Source organism: Flavobacterium sp. M31R6, assembly GCF_013284035.1.
Taxonomy (GTDB): Bacteria; Bacteroidota; Bacteroidia; order Flavobacteriales; family Flavobacteriaceae; genus Flavobacterium.
On record NZ_CP054141.1, the window covers coordinates 3,578,788 to 3,595,282 of the forward strand.

At 36.0% G+C, this 16,495-nt stretch carries 17 protein-coding genes; 16 read left to right on the forward strand and 1 reads right to left on the reverse strand.

All coding sequences use genetic code 11. The features are described from left to right. Positions 1-42: 42 nt before the first annotated feature. The 13 genes from trpD (at position 43) to HQN62_RS14780 (ending at position 11,812) form a co-directional block, all read left to right on the forward strand. Positions 43-1,035, forward strand: a complete 993-nt coding sequence (gene trpD / locus HQN62_RS14720; protein WP_173504950.1) for an anthranilate phosphoribosyltransferase — start codon at positions 43-45, stop codon at positions 1,033-1,035. A gap of 86 nt (positions 1,036-1,121) precedes the next feature. Next, positions 1,122-1,904, forward strand: a complete 783-nt coding sequence (trpC, locus tag HQN62_RS14725; RefSeq protein WP_173504951.1) for an indole-3-glycerol phosphate synthase TrpC — start codon at positions 1,122-1,124, stop codon at positions 1,902-1,904. Between the two features lie 82 nt (positions 1,905-1,986). Continuing rightward, complete coding sequence (locus tag HQN62_RS14730) at positions 1,987-2,622, forward strand: phosphoribosylanthranilate isomerase (RefSeq protein ID WP_173504952.1); 636 nt, start codon at positions 1,987-1,989, stop codon at positions 2,620-2,622. A 1-nt stretch (position 2,623) separates the two neighbouring features. Next, positions 2,624-3,805 carry a tryptophan synthase subunit beta gene (trpB, locus tag HQN62_RS14735; protein WP_173504953.1) on the forward strand — a complete coding sequence of 394 codons (1,182 nt, stop codon included), beginning with the start codon at positions 2,624-2,626 and terminating at the stop codon, positions 3,803-3,805. Positions 3,806-3,961: 156 nt separating this feature from the next. Then, positions 3,962-4,282 carry a gamma-glutamylcyclotransferase family protein gene (locus HQN62_RS14740; protein WP_173504954.1) on the forward strand — a complete coding sequence of 107 codons (321 nt, stop codon included), beginning with the start codon at positions 3,962-3,964 and terminating at the stop codon, positions 4,280-4,282. 35 nt (positions 4,283-4,317) lie between these two features. Next, positions 4,318-5,055 carry a carbon-nitrogen hydrolase family protein gene (locus HQN62_RS14745; protein WP_173504955.1) on the forward strand — a complete coding sequence of 246 codons (738 nt, stop codon included), beginning with the start codon at positions 4,318-4,320 and terminating at the stop codon, positions 5,053-5,055. 58 nt (positions 5,056-5,113) lie between these two features. Then, positions 5,114-5,875 carry a tryptophan synthase subunit alpha gene (trpA, locus tag HQN62_RS14750; RefSeq protein WP_116797694.1) on the forward strand — a complete coding sequence of 254 codons (762 nt, stop codon included), beginning with the start codon at positions 5,114-5,116 and terminating at the stop codon, positions 5,873-5,875. A 19-nt stretch (positions 5,876-5,894) separates the two neighbouring features. Beyond that, the gene (locus HQN62_RS14755; RefSeq protein ID WP_173504956.1) at positions 5,895-6,350 is read left to right on the forward strand and encodes a GNAT family N-acetyltransferase; all 456 of its coding nucleotides are present in this window, start codon (positions 5,895-5,897) and stop codon (positions 6,348-6,350) included. A gap of 6 nt (positions 6,351-6,356) precedes the next feature. After that, on the forward strand, positions 6,357-6,827 hold the full coding sequence (locus tag HQN62_RS19180; RefSeq protein WP_483299255.1) for a GyrI-like domain-containing protein: 471 nt from the start codon (positions 6,357-6,359) through the stop codon (positions 6,825-6,827). Positions 6,828-7,051: 224 nt separating this feature from the next. Next, on the forward strand, positions 7,052-7,678 hold the full coding sequence (locus HQN62_RS14765) for a TetR/AcrR family transcriptional regulator (RefSeq protein ID WP_173504957.1): 627 nt from the start codon (positions 7,052-7,054) through the stop codon (positions 7,676-7,678). Beyond that, positions 7,668-8,987, forward strand: coding sequence for a TolC family protein (locus tag HQN62_RS14770; RefSeq protein WP_173504958.1), 1,320 nt, complete (start codon positions 7,668-7,670; stop codon positions 8,985-8,987). The genes HQN62_RS14765 and HQN62_RS14770 overlap by 11 nt, the downstream gene beginning before the upstream one ends. Before the next feature lie 14 nt (positions 8,988-9,001). Then, positions 9,002-10,081 (forward strand): HlyD family secretion protein, encoded by a 1,080-nt coding sequence (locus tag HQN62_RS14775; protein WP_173504959.1) that lies wholly within the window; start codon positions 9,002-9,004, stop codon positions 10,079-10,081. A gap of 147 nt (positions 10,082-10,228) precedes the next feature. Further along, positions 10,229-11,812, forward strand: a complete 1,584-nt coding sequence (locus tag HQN62_RS14780) for an MDR family MFS transporter (RefSeq protein ID WP_116797688.1) — start codon at positions 10,229-10,231, stop codon at positions 11,810-11,812. A gap of 354 nt (positions 11,813-12,166) precedes the next feature. Here HQN62_RS14780 and yaaA read toward each other — a convergent pair whose 3' ends face one another. Then, positions 12,167-12,925, reverse strand: a complete 759-nt coding sequence (gene yaaA, locus HQN62_RS14785) for a peroxide stress protein YaaA (protein WP_173504960.1) — start codon at positions 12,923-12,925, stop codon at positions 12,167-12,169. Between the two features lie 297 nt (positions 12,926-13,222). Between yaaA and HQN62_RS14790 the strand changes: the two genes are divergently transcribed. Genes HQN62_RS14790 through HQN62_RS14800 form a run of 3 tightly spaced genes read left to right on the forward strand, consistent with a single transcriptional unit; the run spans position 13,223 to position 16,493 of the window. Further along, on the forward strand, positions 13,223-13,747 hold the full coding sequence (locus HQN62_RS14790; protein ID WP_173504961.1) for a GNAT family N-acetyltransferase: 525 nt from the start codon (positions 13,223-13,225) through the stop codon (positions 13,745-13,747). Continuing rightward, on the forward strand, positions 13,747-15,024 hold the full coding sequence (locus tag HQN62_RS14795) for an MFS transporter (RefSeq protein ID WP_173504962.1): 1,278 nt from the start codon (positions 13,747-13,749) through the stop codon (positions 15,022-15,024). The genes HQN62_RS14790 and HQN62_RS14795 overlap by 1 nt, the downstream gene beginning before the upstream one ends. A 53-nt stretch (positions 15,025-15,077) precedes the next feature. Next, entirely contained in the window at positions 15,078-16,493 is a 1,416-nt protein-coding gene (locus HQN62_RS14800) for an amidohydrolase family protein (RefSeq protein ID WP_173504963.1), read from the forward strand. Positions 16,494-16,495 lie beyond the last annotated feature (2 nt).

A 16,495-nucleotide genomic window follows, 5' to 3' on the forward strand; every position in this document is an offset into this window, starting at 1 on the left:
GCTTAGAAACTTAGTTTCTTAGAATCTTAGCAACTTTAAAAAATGAAAAACATATTAAACAGATTAATCAACCACGAAATTCTGACCAAAGAGGAATCCAAAAATGTTTTGGTAAATATCTCCAGCGGGAGTTACAATCCAAGTCAGATTTCGGCCTTTTTGACCGTATATATGATGCGAAGCATTAGTATTGAAGAATTGGCGGGATTCAGGGAAGCGCTTTTGGAATTGTGCATTCGAGTTGATTTATCCGATTACAACACTATCGATTTATGCGGTACAGGTGGTGACGGAAAAGATACTTTCAACATTTCAACTTTAGCTTCATTTGTTGCAGCTGGAGCAGGAATAAAAGTGGCCAAACACGGAAATTACGGAGTTTCCTCTATTTCGGGTTCCAGTAACGTGATGGAAAAATTAGGAGTTAAATTCAGCAATGATGGTGAATTTATTGAAAAATGCATCGACAAGGCCGGGATTGCCATTTTACACGCGCCTTTGTTTCACCCTGCCATGAAAAATGTGGGGCCAATACGAAAAGAATTGGGAGTTAAAACTTTTTTCAATATGTTGGGACCAATGGTAAATCCATCTTTCCCAAAAAACCAATTGGTAGGTGTTTTTAATCTCGAATTGGCCAGAATGTATGGCTATTTATATCAAAATACCAATGTCAATTTTACGATTTTACATTCCTTGGATGGTTATGACGAAGTGTCTTTGACAGGACCTACAAAAATTATAACCAGCACCAAAGAAGGAATTCTAAATCCTAACGATTTTGGTGTTAGCCTTTTGGAACAAAGCGAAATTGAAGGCGGAAAAACCATCGAAGAATCCGCAGAAATGTTTATGAATATTATCTCCGGAAAAGGAAACGAAGCCCAAAATAATGTCGTTTGTGCTAATGCCGGAATAGCAATTGCAACAGTTACCAAATGCACGCCGTTGGAAGGTTTTGAACTGGCTAAAGAAAGTTTACTTTCCGGAAAAGGATTGGTAGCTTTGAATAAATTACAAGAATTAAGTAAATAAAAATAGTTTAAAGTTTAAGGTTTAAAGTTGTTAAAATGTTGTGCCACTTTAAACCTTAAACAAAGAAAACTTTAAACAAAAAATTAATGAATATTTTAGATAAAATCATAATCGACAAAAAAAGAGAAGTTGTGCTCAGGAAATCCATCATTCCAGTTTCACAATTGGAAGCTTCGGTTTTCTTTGGAAAAGAAACAATTTCTTTAAGTCAAAGTTTAAAAAACAGTAACTCTGGAATCATTGCAGAGCACAAACGCCGTTCGCCTTCAAAAGCAATTATCAATCAAAGTTTTACTGTTGAAGAAGTCGTAAAAGGTTACGAAAGTGCCGGTGCCTGCGGAATTTCGGTTTTGACGGATGGAAAGTATTTTGGAGGTTCTCTAGACGATTTGCTTTTGGCAAGAGCATCAGTAAATATTCCGCTTTTGCGAAAAGAATTTATTGTTGATGAATACCAAATTCTGGAAGCCAAAGCTCACGGAGCCGATTTGATTTTGCTTATCGCAGCCGTTTTGACAAGAGAAGAAATCAAATCATTATCTGAATTTGCTAAAAAACTAGGACTTGAAGTATTACTAGAAGTACACAATCTTGAGGAATTGGAAAAATCAATTATGCCAACATTGGACATGATTGGTGTAAACAATCGAAACCTGAAAACTTTCGAAGTAAGCCTTGATTTCAGCAAAGAATTGGCTTCAAAAATTCCAAATGATTTTGTAAAAGTTTCCGAAAGCGGCATAAGCTCCATTGAAGCTATCAACGAACTGAAACCATACGGCTACAAGGGATTTTTGATTGGGGAAAACTTCATGAAAACCGATAATGCAGGAAAAGCGGCAACAGAATTTATTGAACAGTTAAAATAAAAAATAGAGCACAGATTTCACAGATTAGCACGAATTCAATTTGTGAAAATTTGTGAAATTTGTGTCAAAACTTTAAATCGCTATGAAACTCAAAATCTGTGGTATGAAATATCCCGACAATATGCTAGAAGTAGGTTCGCTCCTACCCGATTATATGGGATTTATATTTTGGCCAAAATCGGCTCGCTATTTTGAAGGAGAAATGCCCGAATTACCAAAATCAATTCGAAAAACTGGGGTTTTTGTCAATGAAAGTATTTCTGTAATTGAAGAAAAAGTAGCGAAATACAATTTACAGGCAATTCAATTACACGGTCAGGAATCGGTTGAATTTTGTTCGGAATTAAAAACTAAATTTGGGGCTGAAATTGAAATCATCAAAGTTTTTTCAGCAGACGAAAATTTTGATTTCAGCGTTTTAAAACCATACGAATCGGTTTGTGATTATTTCCTTTTTGACACCAAAGGAAAACTTCCCGGCGGAAACGGAACCACTTTCGATTGGCGAATATTGGAAAAATACCCATCGACAAAACCTTTCTTCCTCAGTGGTGGAATTGGAATTGAAGAATTGGACTCTATAAAAGAAATTTCGAAAACCAATTTACCGCTTTATGCCATAGACATAAACAGTAAATTTGAAATTGAACCAGGATTAAAAAACATACAATTATGTAAAGATGCACTGCAATGCATCTCAACAATTAAAAAAATATAAAATGTCATACAACGTCAACGAAAAAGGCTATTACGGAGAATTTGGAGGTGCCTACATTCCTGAAATGTTATACCCTAATGTAGAAGAATTACGTCAGAAATATTTAGAAATCACAGCCGAACCAGAGTTTAAAGCTGAGTTTGACCAACTGCTCAAAGATTATGTTGGCCGTCCAAGCCCTTTGTATTTTGCCAAGAGACTTTCTGAAAAATACAATACCAAAATCTATCTCAAAAGAGAAGACTTAAATCATACAGGTGCACACAAAGTCAACAATACCATCGGACAAATATTGGTTGCAAAACGTTTGGGCAAAAAACGAATCATTGCCGAAACAGGTGCCGGTCAGCACGGAGTCGCAACAGCTACTGTTTGTGCCTTAATGGGTATGGAGTGTATTGTGTACATGGGCGAAATCGACATTGCTCGTCAAGCACCAAATGTTGCCCGAATGAAAATGCTAGGTGCCGAAGTTCGTCCTGCACTTTCGGGGTCACGAACGCTGAAAGACGCCACTAACGAAGCGATTCGCGATTGGATTAACAATCCTGTAGATACGCATTATATCATTGGTTCGGCCATCGGACCACATCCTTATCCTGATATGGTTACCCGTTTTCAAAGTGTCATTTCCGAAGAAATCAAATGGCAGTTAAAAGAAAAAGAAGGGCGCGAAAACCCTGATTATGTTGTCGCTTGTATTGGTGGAGGAAGCAACGCTGCAGGAACTTATTATCACTTTTTGCACGAGCCAGAAGTTGGAATTATTGCCGTAGAAGCTGCTGGAAAAGGTGTAAACAGCGGACATAGCGCAGCGACCAGTAAACTAGGAAAAGTGGGCATCATTCACGGTTGCAAAACCCTATTGATGCAAACTCCAGATGGTCAAATTACAGAACCCTACTCGATTTCTGCAGGGCTTGATTACCCAGGAGTTGGCCCTATGCACGCCCATTTGGCACAAACGGGACGTGGCGAATTCTTTTCAGTAACCGATGATGAAGCTATGACAGCCGGTTTAGAGCTTACAAAACTCGAAGGTATTATTCCTGCAATTGAAAGCGCCCATGCATTTGCGGTTTTAAATCAGAAAAAATTCAAACCAACTGATATTGTCGTAATTAGCCTTTCTGGTCGCGGCGACAAAGATTTAGACAATTACATCGATTATTTCAAATTGTAATATAATGATTGGGGCGTTACCACAAGGGTCGGGCTGTCCGCTATATCTTTTTTGTTCCGAAAAATGGAACAAAAAAGGATGCCGCTTCCATCCCTAACGCGCTCACTGCATAACCATAAAATAACCACTATTGACTAAACCAAAAAAAAAGAATCTATGCAAAAATTATTCGCTTACGGTACTTTACGAGATCAAGATGTTCATGAAAACCTTTTTGGACGTGTTCTTCAAGGAACTCCAGAAACATTGATTGGTTATGAATTAAATGAAATCCAAATCGAAGAAGAATTTGGCATAGAACATTATCCAATTATTATGGAAACCAATGATTCCAATGACACCATTAGTGGAATTTTATATGAAGTCTCAATGAGAGAACTTCATCAGGCAGATTTGTATGAAGGCCTGCATTACAAACGTGTGGAAGTAACGTTGCAATCAAACCAAAAAGCTTGGGCTTATAGTGCTGCCATTTAGAAACAATAAAGAAAATTAAAACGAAATAAGAAAAAATGATTTTAGCAGCTGCTCAAACAAAACCGAAACGAGGAGATATTGATGCCAATCTTTTGGATCATTATCGTCTAGTAGAATTGGCTGCCAAAAATGGAGCGGAACTAATAGTATTTCCGGAACTGTCCATTACAGGTTATGAAAGAGAGGATGCTGCACAATTGGCTTTTTCCGCAAATGATTCCCGATTGGATTATTTAAAAAAATTAGCCACCGAAAATAAAATCACTATCATCGCAGGAGCTCCAATTCGAATAGAATCAAGCTTGTTTTTGGGCGAATTTTGCATCGCTCCAAACGATTCTGTTTCCATATACACCAAACAATTTTTACATACAGGTGAAGAGATTTATTACCAGCCTTCGTTCGATTACAATACAATACTCGAAATAGAAAACGAACGCATTTCCTGTGCTATTTGTGCCGATATTGATAATCCGAAACACGCAGAAAATGCAAGTAAAAACAATAGTTCGACCTATGTTGCCAGTATTTTCTTTTCGCCAAATGGGATTCCGCAAGCACACCAATCATTGCAAAACTATGCTTCGGAATATCAAATGAATGTCCTGATGGCTAATTTTGGTGGTGACTCTTATGGTAGCCCATCTGGCGGCTGTTCTGCTTTTTGGAACAACAAAGGAGAATTGATTGCCCAAATGAAAGATTCAGGATCTGGATTACTGCTTGTAGAAAAGCACAGTTCTGATTGGACAAGCAAAATACTGAACGATTAATAAAACAAAAAAACATAACTAGAGGATTTTCAAAATCCCAAGATAAAATACTTTAAAAATGAACCGAATAAATCAAAAATTACAAGAAGACAAGAAGATACTTTCCATATACTTTTCGGCTGGATATCCTAACTTAAACGATACCGTACAAATCATTCAGGATTTAGAGAAAAATGGTGTAGATATGATCGAAATTGGATTACCATTCAGTGATCCTTTGGCCGATGGACCAACTATACAAGCTAGTTCAACACAGGCTTTGCATAACGGAATGACAACACAAATTTTATTTGACCAACTAAAAGACATTCGTCAAAGCGTAACCATTCCGCTAGTGATTATGGGTTATTTCAATCCGATGTTGCAATACGGAGTGGAGAATTTCTGCAAAAAATGCGCTGAAATTGGCATCGATGGCTTGATCATTCCCGACCTTCCGGTAGATGTATATGCTGAACAGTACAAAGCTACTTTTGAAAAATACGGATTAATCAATGTGTTTTTGATTACACCACAAACTTCAGATGAACGCATTCGTTTTATTGACGGTGTTTCGAATGGATTTATCTATATGGTGAGTTCGGCGAGTGTAACGGGATCACAAACTGGTTTTGGAAATACCCAAGAAGATTATTTCAAACGCATTGGGGATATGAATCTTAAAAATCCACAAGTAGTAGGCTTTGGAATCAACAATTCCGAAACCTTCAATCAGGCCACCCAATATGCCAAAGGAGCCATTATTGGAAGTGCATTTATCACCCATTTAACAGAAAATGGAACTGGGAAAATTGGAGAGTTTGTGAAAGCTATTCGTTAGTTTGCAAAAAAATAGTACAATGACCACCACAACAAGAACAACCTCCGATAATATCGATTTTCAAAACCTTGTCGTTTTACTTGATGAAGTTTTAAGAATGAAAGATGGTGAAGCTCATGATTTTTATGCCCAGCATAATACACTAGACAAAATCAATCATGTTGCGGTTTGTTATCAGGACGATGTAGCAATTGGTTGTGGTGCATTCAAAAAATTTGATTCGAATACTGTCGAAATAAAAAGAATGTTTGTTCATCCTGATCATCGGGGAAAAGGAATTGCAAGTGCAGTTTTAAAAGAACTGGAAATTTGGGCAAGCGAAATCCACTATGCCAACTGCGTTCTGGAAACTGGCAAAAACAATCCCGAAGCCATTGCAATGTATCAAAAAAACGGTTACGAGATAATCTCTAATTACGGTCAATATAAAAATATTGAAACTAGCGTTTGCTTAAAAAAATCCATTTCTAAATAGATTACAATGACTCCAAGAATTGAAATTTTAACCGAAAAAAAATTAATTGGCAAACGATTACAAATGTCTCTTGCGAATAACAAAACACATGAATTGTGGCGAAGTTTTATGCCAAGACGTGCTGAAATTATTAATCCAATCAGTTCGGATCTTTTTGCCGTGCAAGTGTATGAGCCAACCTATTTTGAAATTTTCAACCCCAATACCGTTTTTGAAAAATGGGCAACGCTTGAGGTTTCTGACTTTGATAACATACCTACAGAAATGGAATCTATTACTTTATCAGGGGGCTTTATGCAGTTTTCGAACTTAAAGGACATGATATCGCTATTTTTGATTATATCTTCAGAACTTGGATTCCCAATTCAAAATACGATTTGGACCACAGACCCCATTTTGAAATATTGGGAGCAAAATATAAAAAAGATGACCCAAATTCGGAGGAAGAAATCTGGGTTCCTATTAAAGAATAACTGAAATAAACAACATTCATTTTTACCATATAAGGCATATAAGTTAGGTTTTAAAACCAATTACTTATATGCCTTATGTGTTTAATCTCTCATTTTATTAGAATTTACGAAATCGATTTAACCGTAATTCTAACTTATTATTACCGTTAAAAAAAAGTTAAAACAAAATTAAACAATCGTTTAATTTAAACAGTTGTTTAATTTTGTGCTGAATTTAAAAGTAAAGCTTTGAAAACGGATTTTAATGAAAAACAAATTCAAATTTTACACGTAGCCGAAAAGCTATTTGCAGAAAAAGGATTTGACGGCACTTCGATAAGGGACATTGCCAAGGAAGCTAAAATAAATGTCGCCATGGTTTCCTATTATTTTGGATCCAAAGAGCAATTATTGGAATCCATTATTTTAAACCGTGTCACAGATATTAAACTTCAACTGGATATTTTGACTTTGGAAGATTTAAATCCACTTCAAAAAATACAAAAACTTATTGAACTTTATATTGATAAGATAAACAGTAACAGATGCATATACAAAATTATGCACTTTGAATTTTCCTCAAGTCAAAGAGTAATTAACCTTCAAGCTTTTACAGATTTAAAAAAAGGAAACTTAAAATCAATCGAATCCATTATCCAAGATGGTCAGGAAAAAGGAATTTTCAGAAAAGACATTGTCATTCCACTTCTTACCACAACGATTCTGGGCACCTATTTCCATTTTCATTTGAATAGGCCTTTTTACGAAAATCTATTAGACTTGAAAACCGAAGAAGAATACAATACCTATATAAAAACAACTTTAACAATGCACATTCAACAAACCATTAAAGCCCTCTTGACATATGAAAGTTAGTTATTTAATGATCTTTGGAGGGTTCTTCATTGGAATTTCATCCATCAATGCCCAAGACAAAACCAATTTAAAGCTGGAAGATGCGATACAATTGGCTTGGACAAAAAGTAATGAAATCTCATTGGCCAGCACCAAAGTAGAAACGAAAAAACAAGAATTACAATCGGTTAAGAACACGCAGTATCCCGACTTAAAGCTTACTGGACAATTTCTTCAATTAACCGAACCAACGGTTAAACTAGAAATTAATGCCGGATCAGGTTCATTTCCCGTACCAGACAGAATGCTTATTGGTCAAGCCAGTTTGAAAATGCCAATATTTGCAGGAATGAAAATTCAAAACGGCATACAGCTTCAGGACAATTTGTTCCAAGCAGAAAATGCAATGGCATCTAAAACCAAAGAAGATGTGGCTATGAGAGTCATAGACTACTATGCTAATTTGTACAAAGCGCAAAGAACAATTGAATTATTAAAGGAAAATCAAAAAAGTGCTGAACAACGTGTTACTGATTTTATAGCTTTGGAAAAAAACGGAATCATTCCACGAAATGATTTATTGAAATCCCAACTTCAGGTTTCGAAAATTCAGTTATCCCTTGACGAAGCTTTGAATAATGAAAAAATAATCAATTACTATCTGGTTACTTTGTTGAAATTACCAACAGAAACAAGATTAACAGTAACCGAAAGTGATTTAATTAATTTTCCTAAAAATTCAGTTCCTACTGATGAACAACCGGCCTTTCAAAACCGTAAAGACTTAGAAGCATTACAATTTCAGGAAAAAGCATCCCAAGACAATATAAAAATAGCCAAAGGAGATTACTATCCTGCCATAGCTTTGACTGGTGGATATGCAGCTTTAAACCTGAACAATGTTGTGACATTAGAGAATGCAATGTTTATTGGTGTTGGAATATCTTATGATGTCAGTGGTATTATAAAAAATAGCACACAGGTAAAAATTGCAGAAAGCAAAGCGCTTGAAGTAAAAAACACTCAGGAATTATTAAAAGATAACATTAGAGTTCAGGTACAACAAGCGATTACCAATTATGATTTGGCTATAAAACAAAGTGCAGTTTACAATCAAGCTGTTGAACAAGCTACTGAAAACTACCGAATCGTAAAAGACAAATACGAAAACGGGCTTTCGGATACCAATGATTTATTGGAAGCAGATGTAGAACAACTGAAATCAAAAATAGCCGAAACCATTGCCAAAGTAGATGTTATTCAAAAATACTACGAATTACTTTCGGCTACCGGACAACTATCACAAACCTTCAACCTTTCAAAAATATAACCACTACCAATATCATGGAAAAGAAAAAAACAAACGCCAAATTCATTATAATCCTATTGGTTTTAGTCCTTTCAGGAGGAACTTACGGAATAACAAAATACCTTCATTCTCAAGGACACGAAGAAACGGATGATGCTCAAATTGAGAAAAACATGAATCCAATAATCCCAAGAGTTTCGGGATATATCAGTAAGGTTTATGTAAAAGACAATGATTATGTAAAAAAAGGAGATACCTTATTTACAATTGACAAAAGAGATTACCAATTAAAAATCGAAGAAGCAAATGCTGCTTTTATAGCTGCAGAAGGTGGATTTGAAGTAGCCAAAGAAGATATTGGAAGCGCTATGGCAAGTATCGCTGTTTCGGATGCCAATGTACAGTCGGCTGGAGGAAATATTGAAACTGCAAAAATTAGATTGGGAAGAGCAAATAGCGACTATGTTCGTTACGAAAACTTATACAAAACTCACTCAATCACTAAACAACAATACGAACAAGCATTGGCAGCCAAACAAGAAGCGGAAAGCCAAGTACGCATTTTGCAACAACAACAAAAAGCAAGTGCTTTTCAAAAATCGGTAATTGAAGCAAAATCAAGAGTTAGCAATAAACAAACAGAAGTTGCCGCTGCCAATATCAAAAAAGCAAAAGCGTTACTTGAAGTAGCTGAATTAAACTTGACTTATACTGTTGTAACAGCTGCTATCGATGGACAAGTTTCAAAAATTGACATTCAACCGGGACAATTGGTTCAACAAGGACAATCTTTATTTTATATCATCAACAACAATGAAGCTTGGGTTGTGGCTAATTTTAAAGAAACACAATTAAACAAAATGATTATTGGTCAAAAAGTAACGGTAAAAGTAGATGCTTATCCTGATTACGATTTTGAAGGAACGCTTACTTCATTTTCACCAGCAACTGGATCTCGTTTTTCACTGCTTCCACCAGATAACGCAACAGGGAATTTTGTAAAAACAATACAAAGATTACCTGTAAAAATAAGCTTGAGCCCTTCAAACGATCCTGAAAAAATAAAATTGCTTCGTCCAGGTATGAACGCCGATGTAGATGTTCATTTGAAATAAAATAGATTTTAACCATATAAGAAATATAAGTTTCATTTAAGCAGCACGTAAAAAACAAAAACTTATATGCCCTTATATTTCTTATATGGTAAAACTTTTCATTGCGACTTATACGCTTATTAAACCATTACATATTAAAAACTCAAAATGGTACAAAACCAAGAAGACGATTTAGTAGAATACGGCATTAACAGGGTCATCATCACGATAACCTGTATCATGTGTGCTTTGCTCGAAATTGTAGATACTACGATTGTAAACGTAGCTTTAAATAATATGAGAGGTAGTCTTGGTGCTACCCTAACCGATATCGCCTGGGTAATTACTGCGTATGCTATTGCAAACGTAATTGTAATCCCGATGACGAGTTGGTTGTCACAGCAATTTGGGCGTCGTAATTACTTTGCAACTTCCATTGTTATTTTTACAGTGGCTTCCTTTTTGTGCGGTAATGCTACAAATATATGGGAACTCGTGGCCTTTCGATTCATACAGGGTCTAGGTGGAGGAGCTTTATTAGTAACTGCGCAAACCATTATAACCGAGAGTTATCCCGTGGCAAAAAGAGGAATGGCACAGGCTATTTACGGAATGGGAGTTATCGTTGGGCCAACATTGGGACCGCCATTGGGAGGTTATATTGTTGACCATTTTTCTTGGCCTTTCATTTTTTACATCAACATTCCAATAGGTATTATCGCAACTTTACTAACCATTGGTTATGTGAAAAGCCCAAAATATGGAGACAAACTAAAAGCAAACCAAGTCGATTGGTGGGGAATTGGACTCTTGGCAACTTTCATTGGTTCCTTGCAATTTGTCTTGGAGCATGGTCAACAGGACGACTGGTTCAATGACAGTATGATTCTGACATTAAGCGTAATTTCTGTTTTTGGTTTAGTGCTGTTTATATGGCGAGAACTCACCTATAAGCATCCAATTGTGAATCTGAAAGTATTAAAAGACAGTAACCTTAGAATCGGAACCATTATGTCTTTCATTATGGGATTTGGATTGTATGGATCGACATTTATCATTCCAGTATACACCCAATCTCTATTAGGATGGACAGCTACCGATGCAGGTTTATTGTTAATTCCAAGTTCCATAACAACAGGTATTATGATGCCTTTTATAGGTAAAATGATTCAGCGTGGAGTACCTCAAGCCTATATGGTTGCAGTAGGATTCCTAGTATTTTTTCTTTTCACCTTTTTGATGCGTGGTGTAATGACACCAGATACTGGCGTTGAACACATGTTTTGGCCATTAATTCTTAGAGGTGTTGGTTTGGGATTATTATTTGTTCCTATTACCACTTTATCATTGTCAACCCTAAAAGGGAAACATATTGGTGAAGGTGCTGCATTTACGGGAATGATGCGACAATTAGGAGGTTCATTCGGTATTGCAATTATTACCACTTACCTCACCAGGCTCAATCAGGAACATCGCGTGAATTTAATTTCATACCTTGACCAGTCTTCTTATAAAGTACAGCAAACAGTTCATCAACTCCAAATGGGTTTTATGGCCAAAGGATATACTGCCAATGAGGCCTTGTCCAAAGCCTATAAAGTGCTCGAAGGAAAAGTAATGCAGCAAAGTTCCGTACTGTCATTTATGGACATCTTTATGTATCTCGGCATCTTATTCCTGCTGTGTATTCCTTTTATTCTTTTGATCAAAAAAGGAAAAAACAAAATAGATCCAGCCGATGCAATGCACTAGATTGCAGAACTCAGGTGGCAGATTTCAGAAAATAGAATGCAGATTGGCAGGTTGTTAATTAGGAGCAGAAAGATTAGGCTTTTTCAGCCGGCATTAGTCCCGCTTTCCGTTACAATCTCATAAGCCGAACCCCGGCTTATGAGGATTTTCACTGCAATCGGGGCTAAAGAAAGAGATTTCGATTTTTGCCACAATCAAAAAAATAAACAAATAAAAAGCTCCGAATTTCACTAATCAATAGTGAGATTCGGAGCTTTTTTTATTTCTGCACAGAAATCTGCCTTCTAAATTCTTAATTCTGCTATCTGCAAACTTAAATCTACTATCCGAAATCTGCCTTCTGCAACCTGAAACCTACCTAGTAAAAACCAAGTTATTCCCTTTGGACAAATTAGCGTCAAACTGATAACCTTCGTAATTGAATCCTTTTAAATCATCAAGAGTTTGGGCATTGGTATCTAGAATATAACGCACCATTAATCCCCTAGCCTTCTTGGCGAAAAAACTGATTATTTTCAAGGTTCCGTCTTTATAATCTTTAAATTCTGGCGTAATAACAGGAACCTTCAAAGCTTTCACATCCACAGCCGAAAAATATTCGTTGCTCGCCAAGTTGATAAACAACTCCCCTTTTTTAAGCTCTTTGTTCAATGAAGCGGTGATATTTTTTTTCCAAAACTCATATAAATTTTTGCTTTCGCCAATGGGTAATTTCGTCCCCATTTCAAGACGGTAAGGCTGAATTAAATCCAATGGTTTCAAATATCCATACAAGCCTGATAAAATTCGCAAACTATCTTGAAGCTGTTCTAATTTATCCATCGGAATCGAATAAGCATCCAATCCCGTATAAACATCGCCATCAAAAGCATATACTGCCGGACGCGCATTTTCGGGTGTAAAAGGAGTTTTCCAATCTTGGTTACGTTTCCAGTTCAAATCGGCCAATTTATCTGAAATCGACATCAATTCTGATAAGTTCTTAGGTGATTGTTGCTTTAAAACTTTATGAACCTGTCTGGATTCTTTTAGAAAAGAAGAACTTGTATATCGAGATGTTGGTAATTCTTTTTCGAAATTTAAGGATTTGGCAGGAGATAGTACAATTTTCATATTTGACGGGGCTTTCGAATTCTTTTTATTTACAATTTCAAAAGTACAAATTGAAATCTAGAATTTAGAAACTCTGAATTGAATTGTTTAATGCAATCATAGATTTTTAAAATGAATGTCATTAATTCACACCAAGAATCTAAAAACTTTGGGACTCTGTGCCTTTGCGTGAAATTGGCTCGCAAAGACGCAAAGCACAAAAGCTGACTATTTATAAAACAAAGGAACAGCATTAGTCACCCATGGTTATAGTATTTTGTCTATTTTTGATTTTATAAAGAAATAAAACCGTTTCCAATGATTGAAATCAAAAGAGCCCATTTAGAAGACCTTATCACAATACAAAACATAGGCATAAAGTGTTTCACCGAAACTTTCTCGGAGATAAACACTCCTGAAAATATGGAGAAATACCTTCAGGAAAATTTCAACACAGAACAATTAACTTTAGAAATAAACAATCCTGACTCTCCTTTTTACATAGCTTTTTGGGATAATGAACCTGTTGGTTATCTAAAATTAAATTTTGGAAATGCTCAAACCGAAACAATAAAAGACGATACAATCGAAATCCAACGCATTTATGTTTTAAAAGCTTTTCACGGAAAAAAATTAGGGCAGCTATTACTGGACCAAGCCATAAAAGTTGCACAAGAATATCACGTCGATTATATTTGGCTGGGCGTCTGGGAAGAAAACCACAGAGCCTTGCAATTTTATTCCAAAAATGGATTTGTCACATTCGACAAACATATCTTCATTTTAGGCAATGACCAACAAACCGATTTATTAATGAAACTTGAAATAAAGACTAAATCCTAATGACAGACATTTCCCCATCAATAACAAAAAATTCGAAATCCATACTCAATGCTGCAGTGATTGTAGCCGCTCTTGGCTATTTTGTTGACATTTATGACTTATTACTTTTTGGGATTGTTCGCACCGATAGTTTAAAAGACCTTGGAATAACAGGAGACGCAGTTAGAAACCAAGGCGAATATCTTATCAGTATGCAAATGTTCGGTATGCTTTTCGGCGGGATTTTATGGGGCATTTTAGGAGACAAAAAGGGACGAATATCCGTTTTATTTGGTTCAATTTTACTGTATTCGATGGCTAATATTGCCAACGGAATGGTAACTACTGTTGATGGATATGCGTTTTGGCGATTGATTGCAGGAATTGGACTTGCGGGAGAATTGGGGGCAGGAATCACTTTGGTTGCCGAGTCCCTGCCGAAAGACAAAAGGGGCTACGGAACTATGATTGTAGCTTCGGTAGGTGTATCGGGAGCGGTTGCCGCCTATTTGGTCTATCAATTTTTCCAGGATTGGCGTTTATGCTATTATGCAGGAGGTGGTCTTGGTATCCTGCTATTGTTTTTAAGAATCAGTATTACCGAATCAGGTATGTTCAAGCAAGTACAGCAAAGTGAGGAAAAGAAAGGAGATTTTCTGTCTTTGTTTACCAACTCAAAAAGATTTTCAAAATACCTTCAATGCATACTTATTGGAATTCCACTTTGGTTTTTGGTAGGCGTTTTGATTACTTTTTCACCCGAATTTGCAAAAGCCCTTGGTGTGCAACAAGCCGAAACTATAGCTGCGGGAAAAGCAATTGCTTTTTGCTACAGCGGTTTGGTTGTTGGAGACATTGCCAGCGGATTATTAAGCCAATGGCTAAAAAGCCGAAAAAAAATCATGGGCCTCTTTTTGATTTCTAACCTAATCATGGTTTTTGTCTATTTGAATGCCTACGGAATTTCGGTTTCGACTTTCTATTTGCTTTGTTTTGCAATGGGAGTTTCTGTTGGCTACTGGGTTCTATTCGTAACCATAGCTGCCGAGCAATTTGGAACCAACATCAGAGCTACAGTAACAACAACGGTTCCTAATTTTGTTAGGGGTTCGCTTCCGTTAATTATTTTGATCTATAGCTTCTTCCGCGACCGTCTCTTTCATGGTGATATTCTTAAATCTGGAATGATTGTTGGCTCCTTATTATCAATCATTTCCCTATTGGCACTGGGGAAATTAAAGGAGACTTTCCATGTAGATTTGGATTATTCTGAGAGCAATGATGAAACTTTTATTTAAGTGAGATGAAGTAAATTTCTATTTATTTTTTATATTTGAATGAAATTTATATAATGAAGATATTTTTCACCTTCCTTTTTTATACCCTATTCCAAGTAGGTTTTGCACAATCTGCCAATCAATATTTTGAAAAAATAAGAGATAATGAAGTTGAACTCACAGCTTTCTTTGCTCAAATGCCAAAAGGTGGCGATTTACACCATCATTATTCTGGTTCAATTTATGCAGAACCACTATTAACTCACGCCATTGCCGAAGATTTTTATCTTAATACACAAACCATGACTGTAAGTCAAGAAAAACAGAATGGAAGTGACTGGGTACAATTTTCGATTTTACAAAAGAATGGCGAATTAGACAACTACAAACAAAAAATAATACATAAATGGTCTGTCAAAGATTATAATAATGTTGATTATCCTTCGGATAAATTATTTTTTGAATCCTTTATGAAGTTTGAACCTGCAACAAACAATAATTTTGGAGCCGGTTTATTGGAACTAAAAAACAGGGCAATCAAAGAAAATGTAAGCTACATCGAAACCCAGTTATCGACTATTCCCTGTGCGATAAAAACAGATGATTTGACAAAATACAATACCAATTTGAGAAAATTTGCGGCAAGCAAAAATGAAAAAGCCGTTATGCAATCTTTGGATTCCTTGTATACAATTTTCAATCAAAAAGAAGCCAAAAAATACGCCGCCGATTTCAATACTAACTTTGTTGCAAAAATGCACAAAGAGCTTAAAATTGATGACAGTCAATTTACGATGCGCTATCAAAACTTTGTTTTGCGTTTCATGGAACCAGTTGACTTATTCAAAAATTTAGTTGTTGCTTTTATTTCTGCTGACAGTAGTCCGCTGATGGCTGGAGTGAATATCGTTTCTCCCGAAGATGGTGAAACATCAATGAAAGATTATTGGTTACATATGGTGATGTTCAAATATTGTCACAGCCATTTTCCAAAAGTAAAATACTCCATGCATGCAGGTGAACTCACACTTGGATTGGTTCGTCCAGAGGAATTGTCTTGGCACATCAATGCGGCTGTTTATACTGCTGGTGCCAATAGAATTGGACATGGAGTTGATATGGCCTACGAAGAAAAGAGTTATGATTTAATGCGCTATATGGCAAAGAATAACATTCCGATTGAAATTAACCTCACCAGTAATGAATTCATTCTAAAAGTAAAAGAAAACCGCCATCCCATTCTATTGTACAAAGAATTTGGAGTGCCAATTGTCATTAGTACTGATGATGCCGGAATATTGCGAACCAATATGACAGAGCAATATGTTTTACTGGCAAAAAGATATAAAACCATTTCTTATTCCGATATCAAACAATTTGTTTACAACAGCATTAACTATAGTTTTATTCAAGATCCTGCGGTAAAAAAACAATTAATTCGAGACTTGGATAATCGTTTTAAGACTTTTGAAGCTAATTTTACAAATTAGTT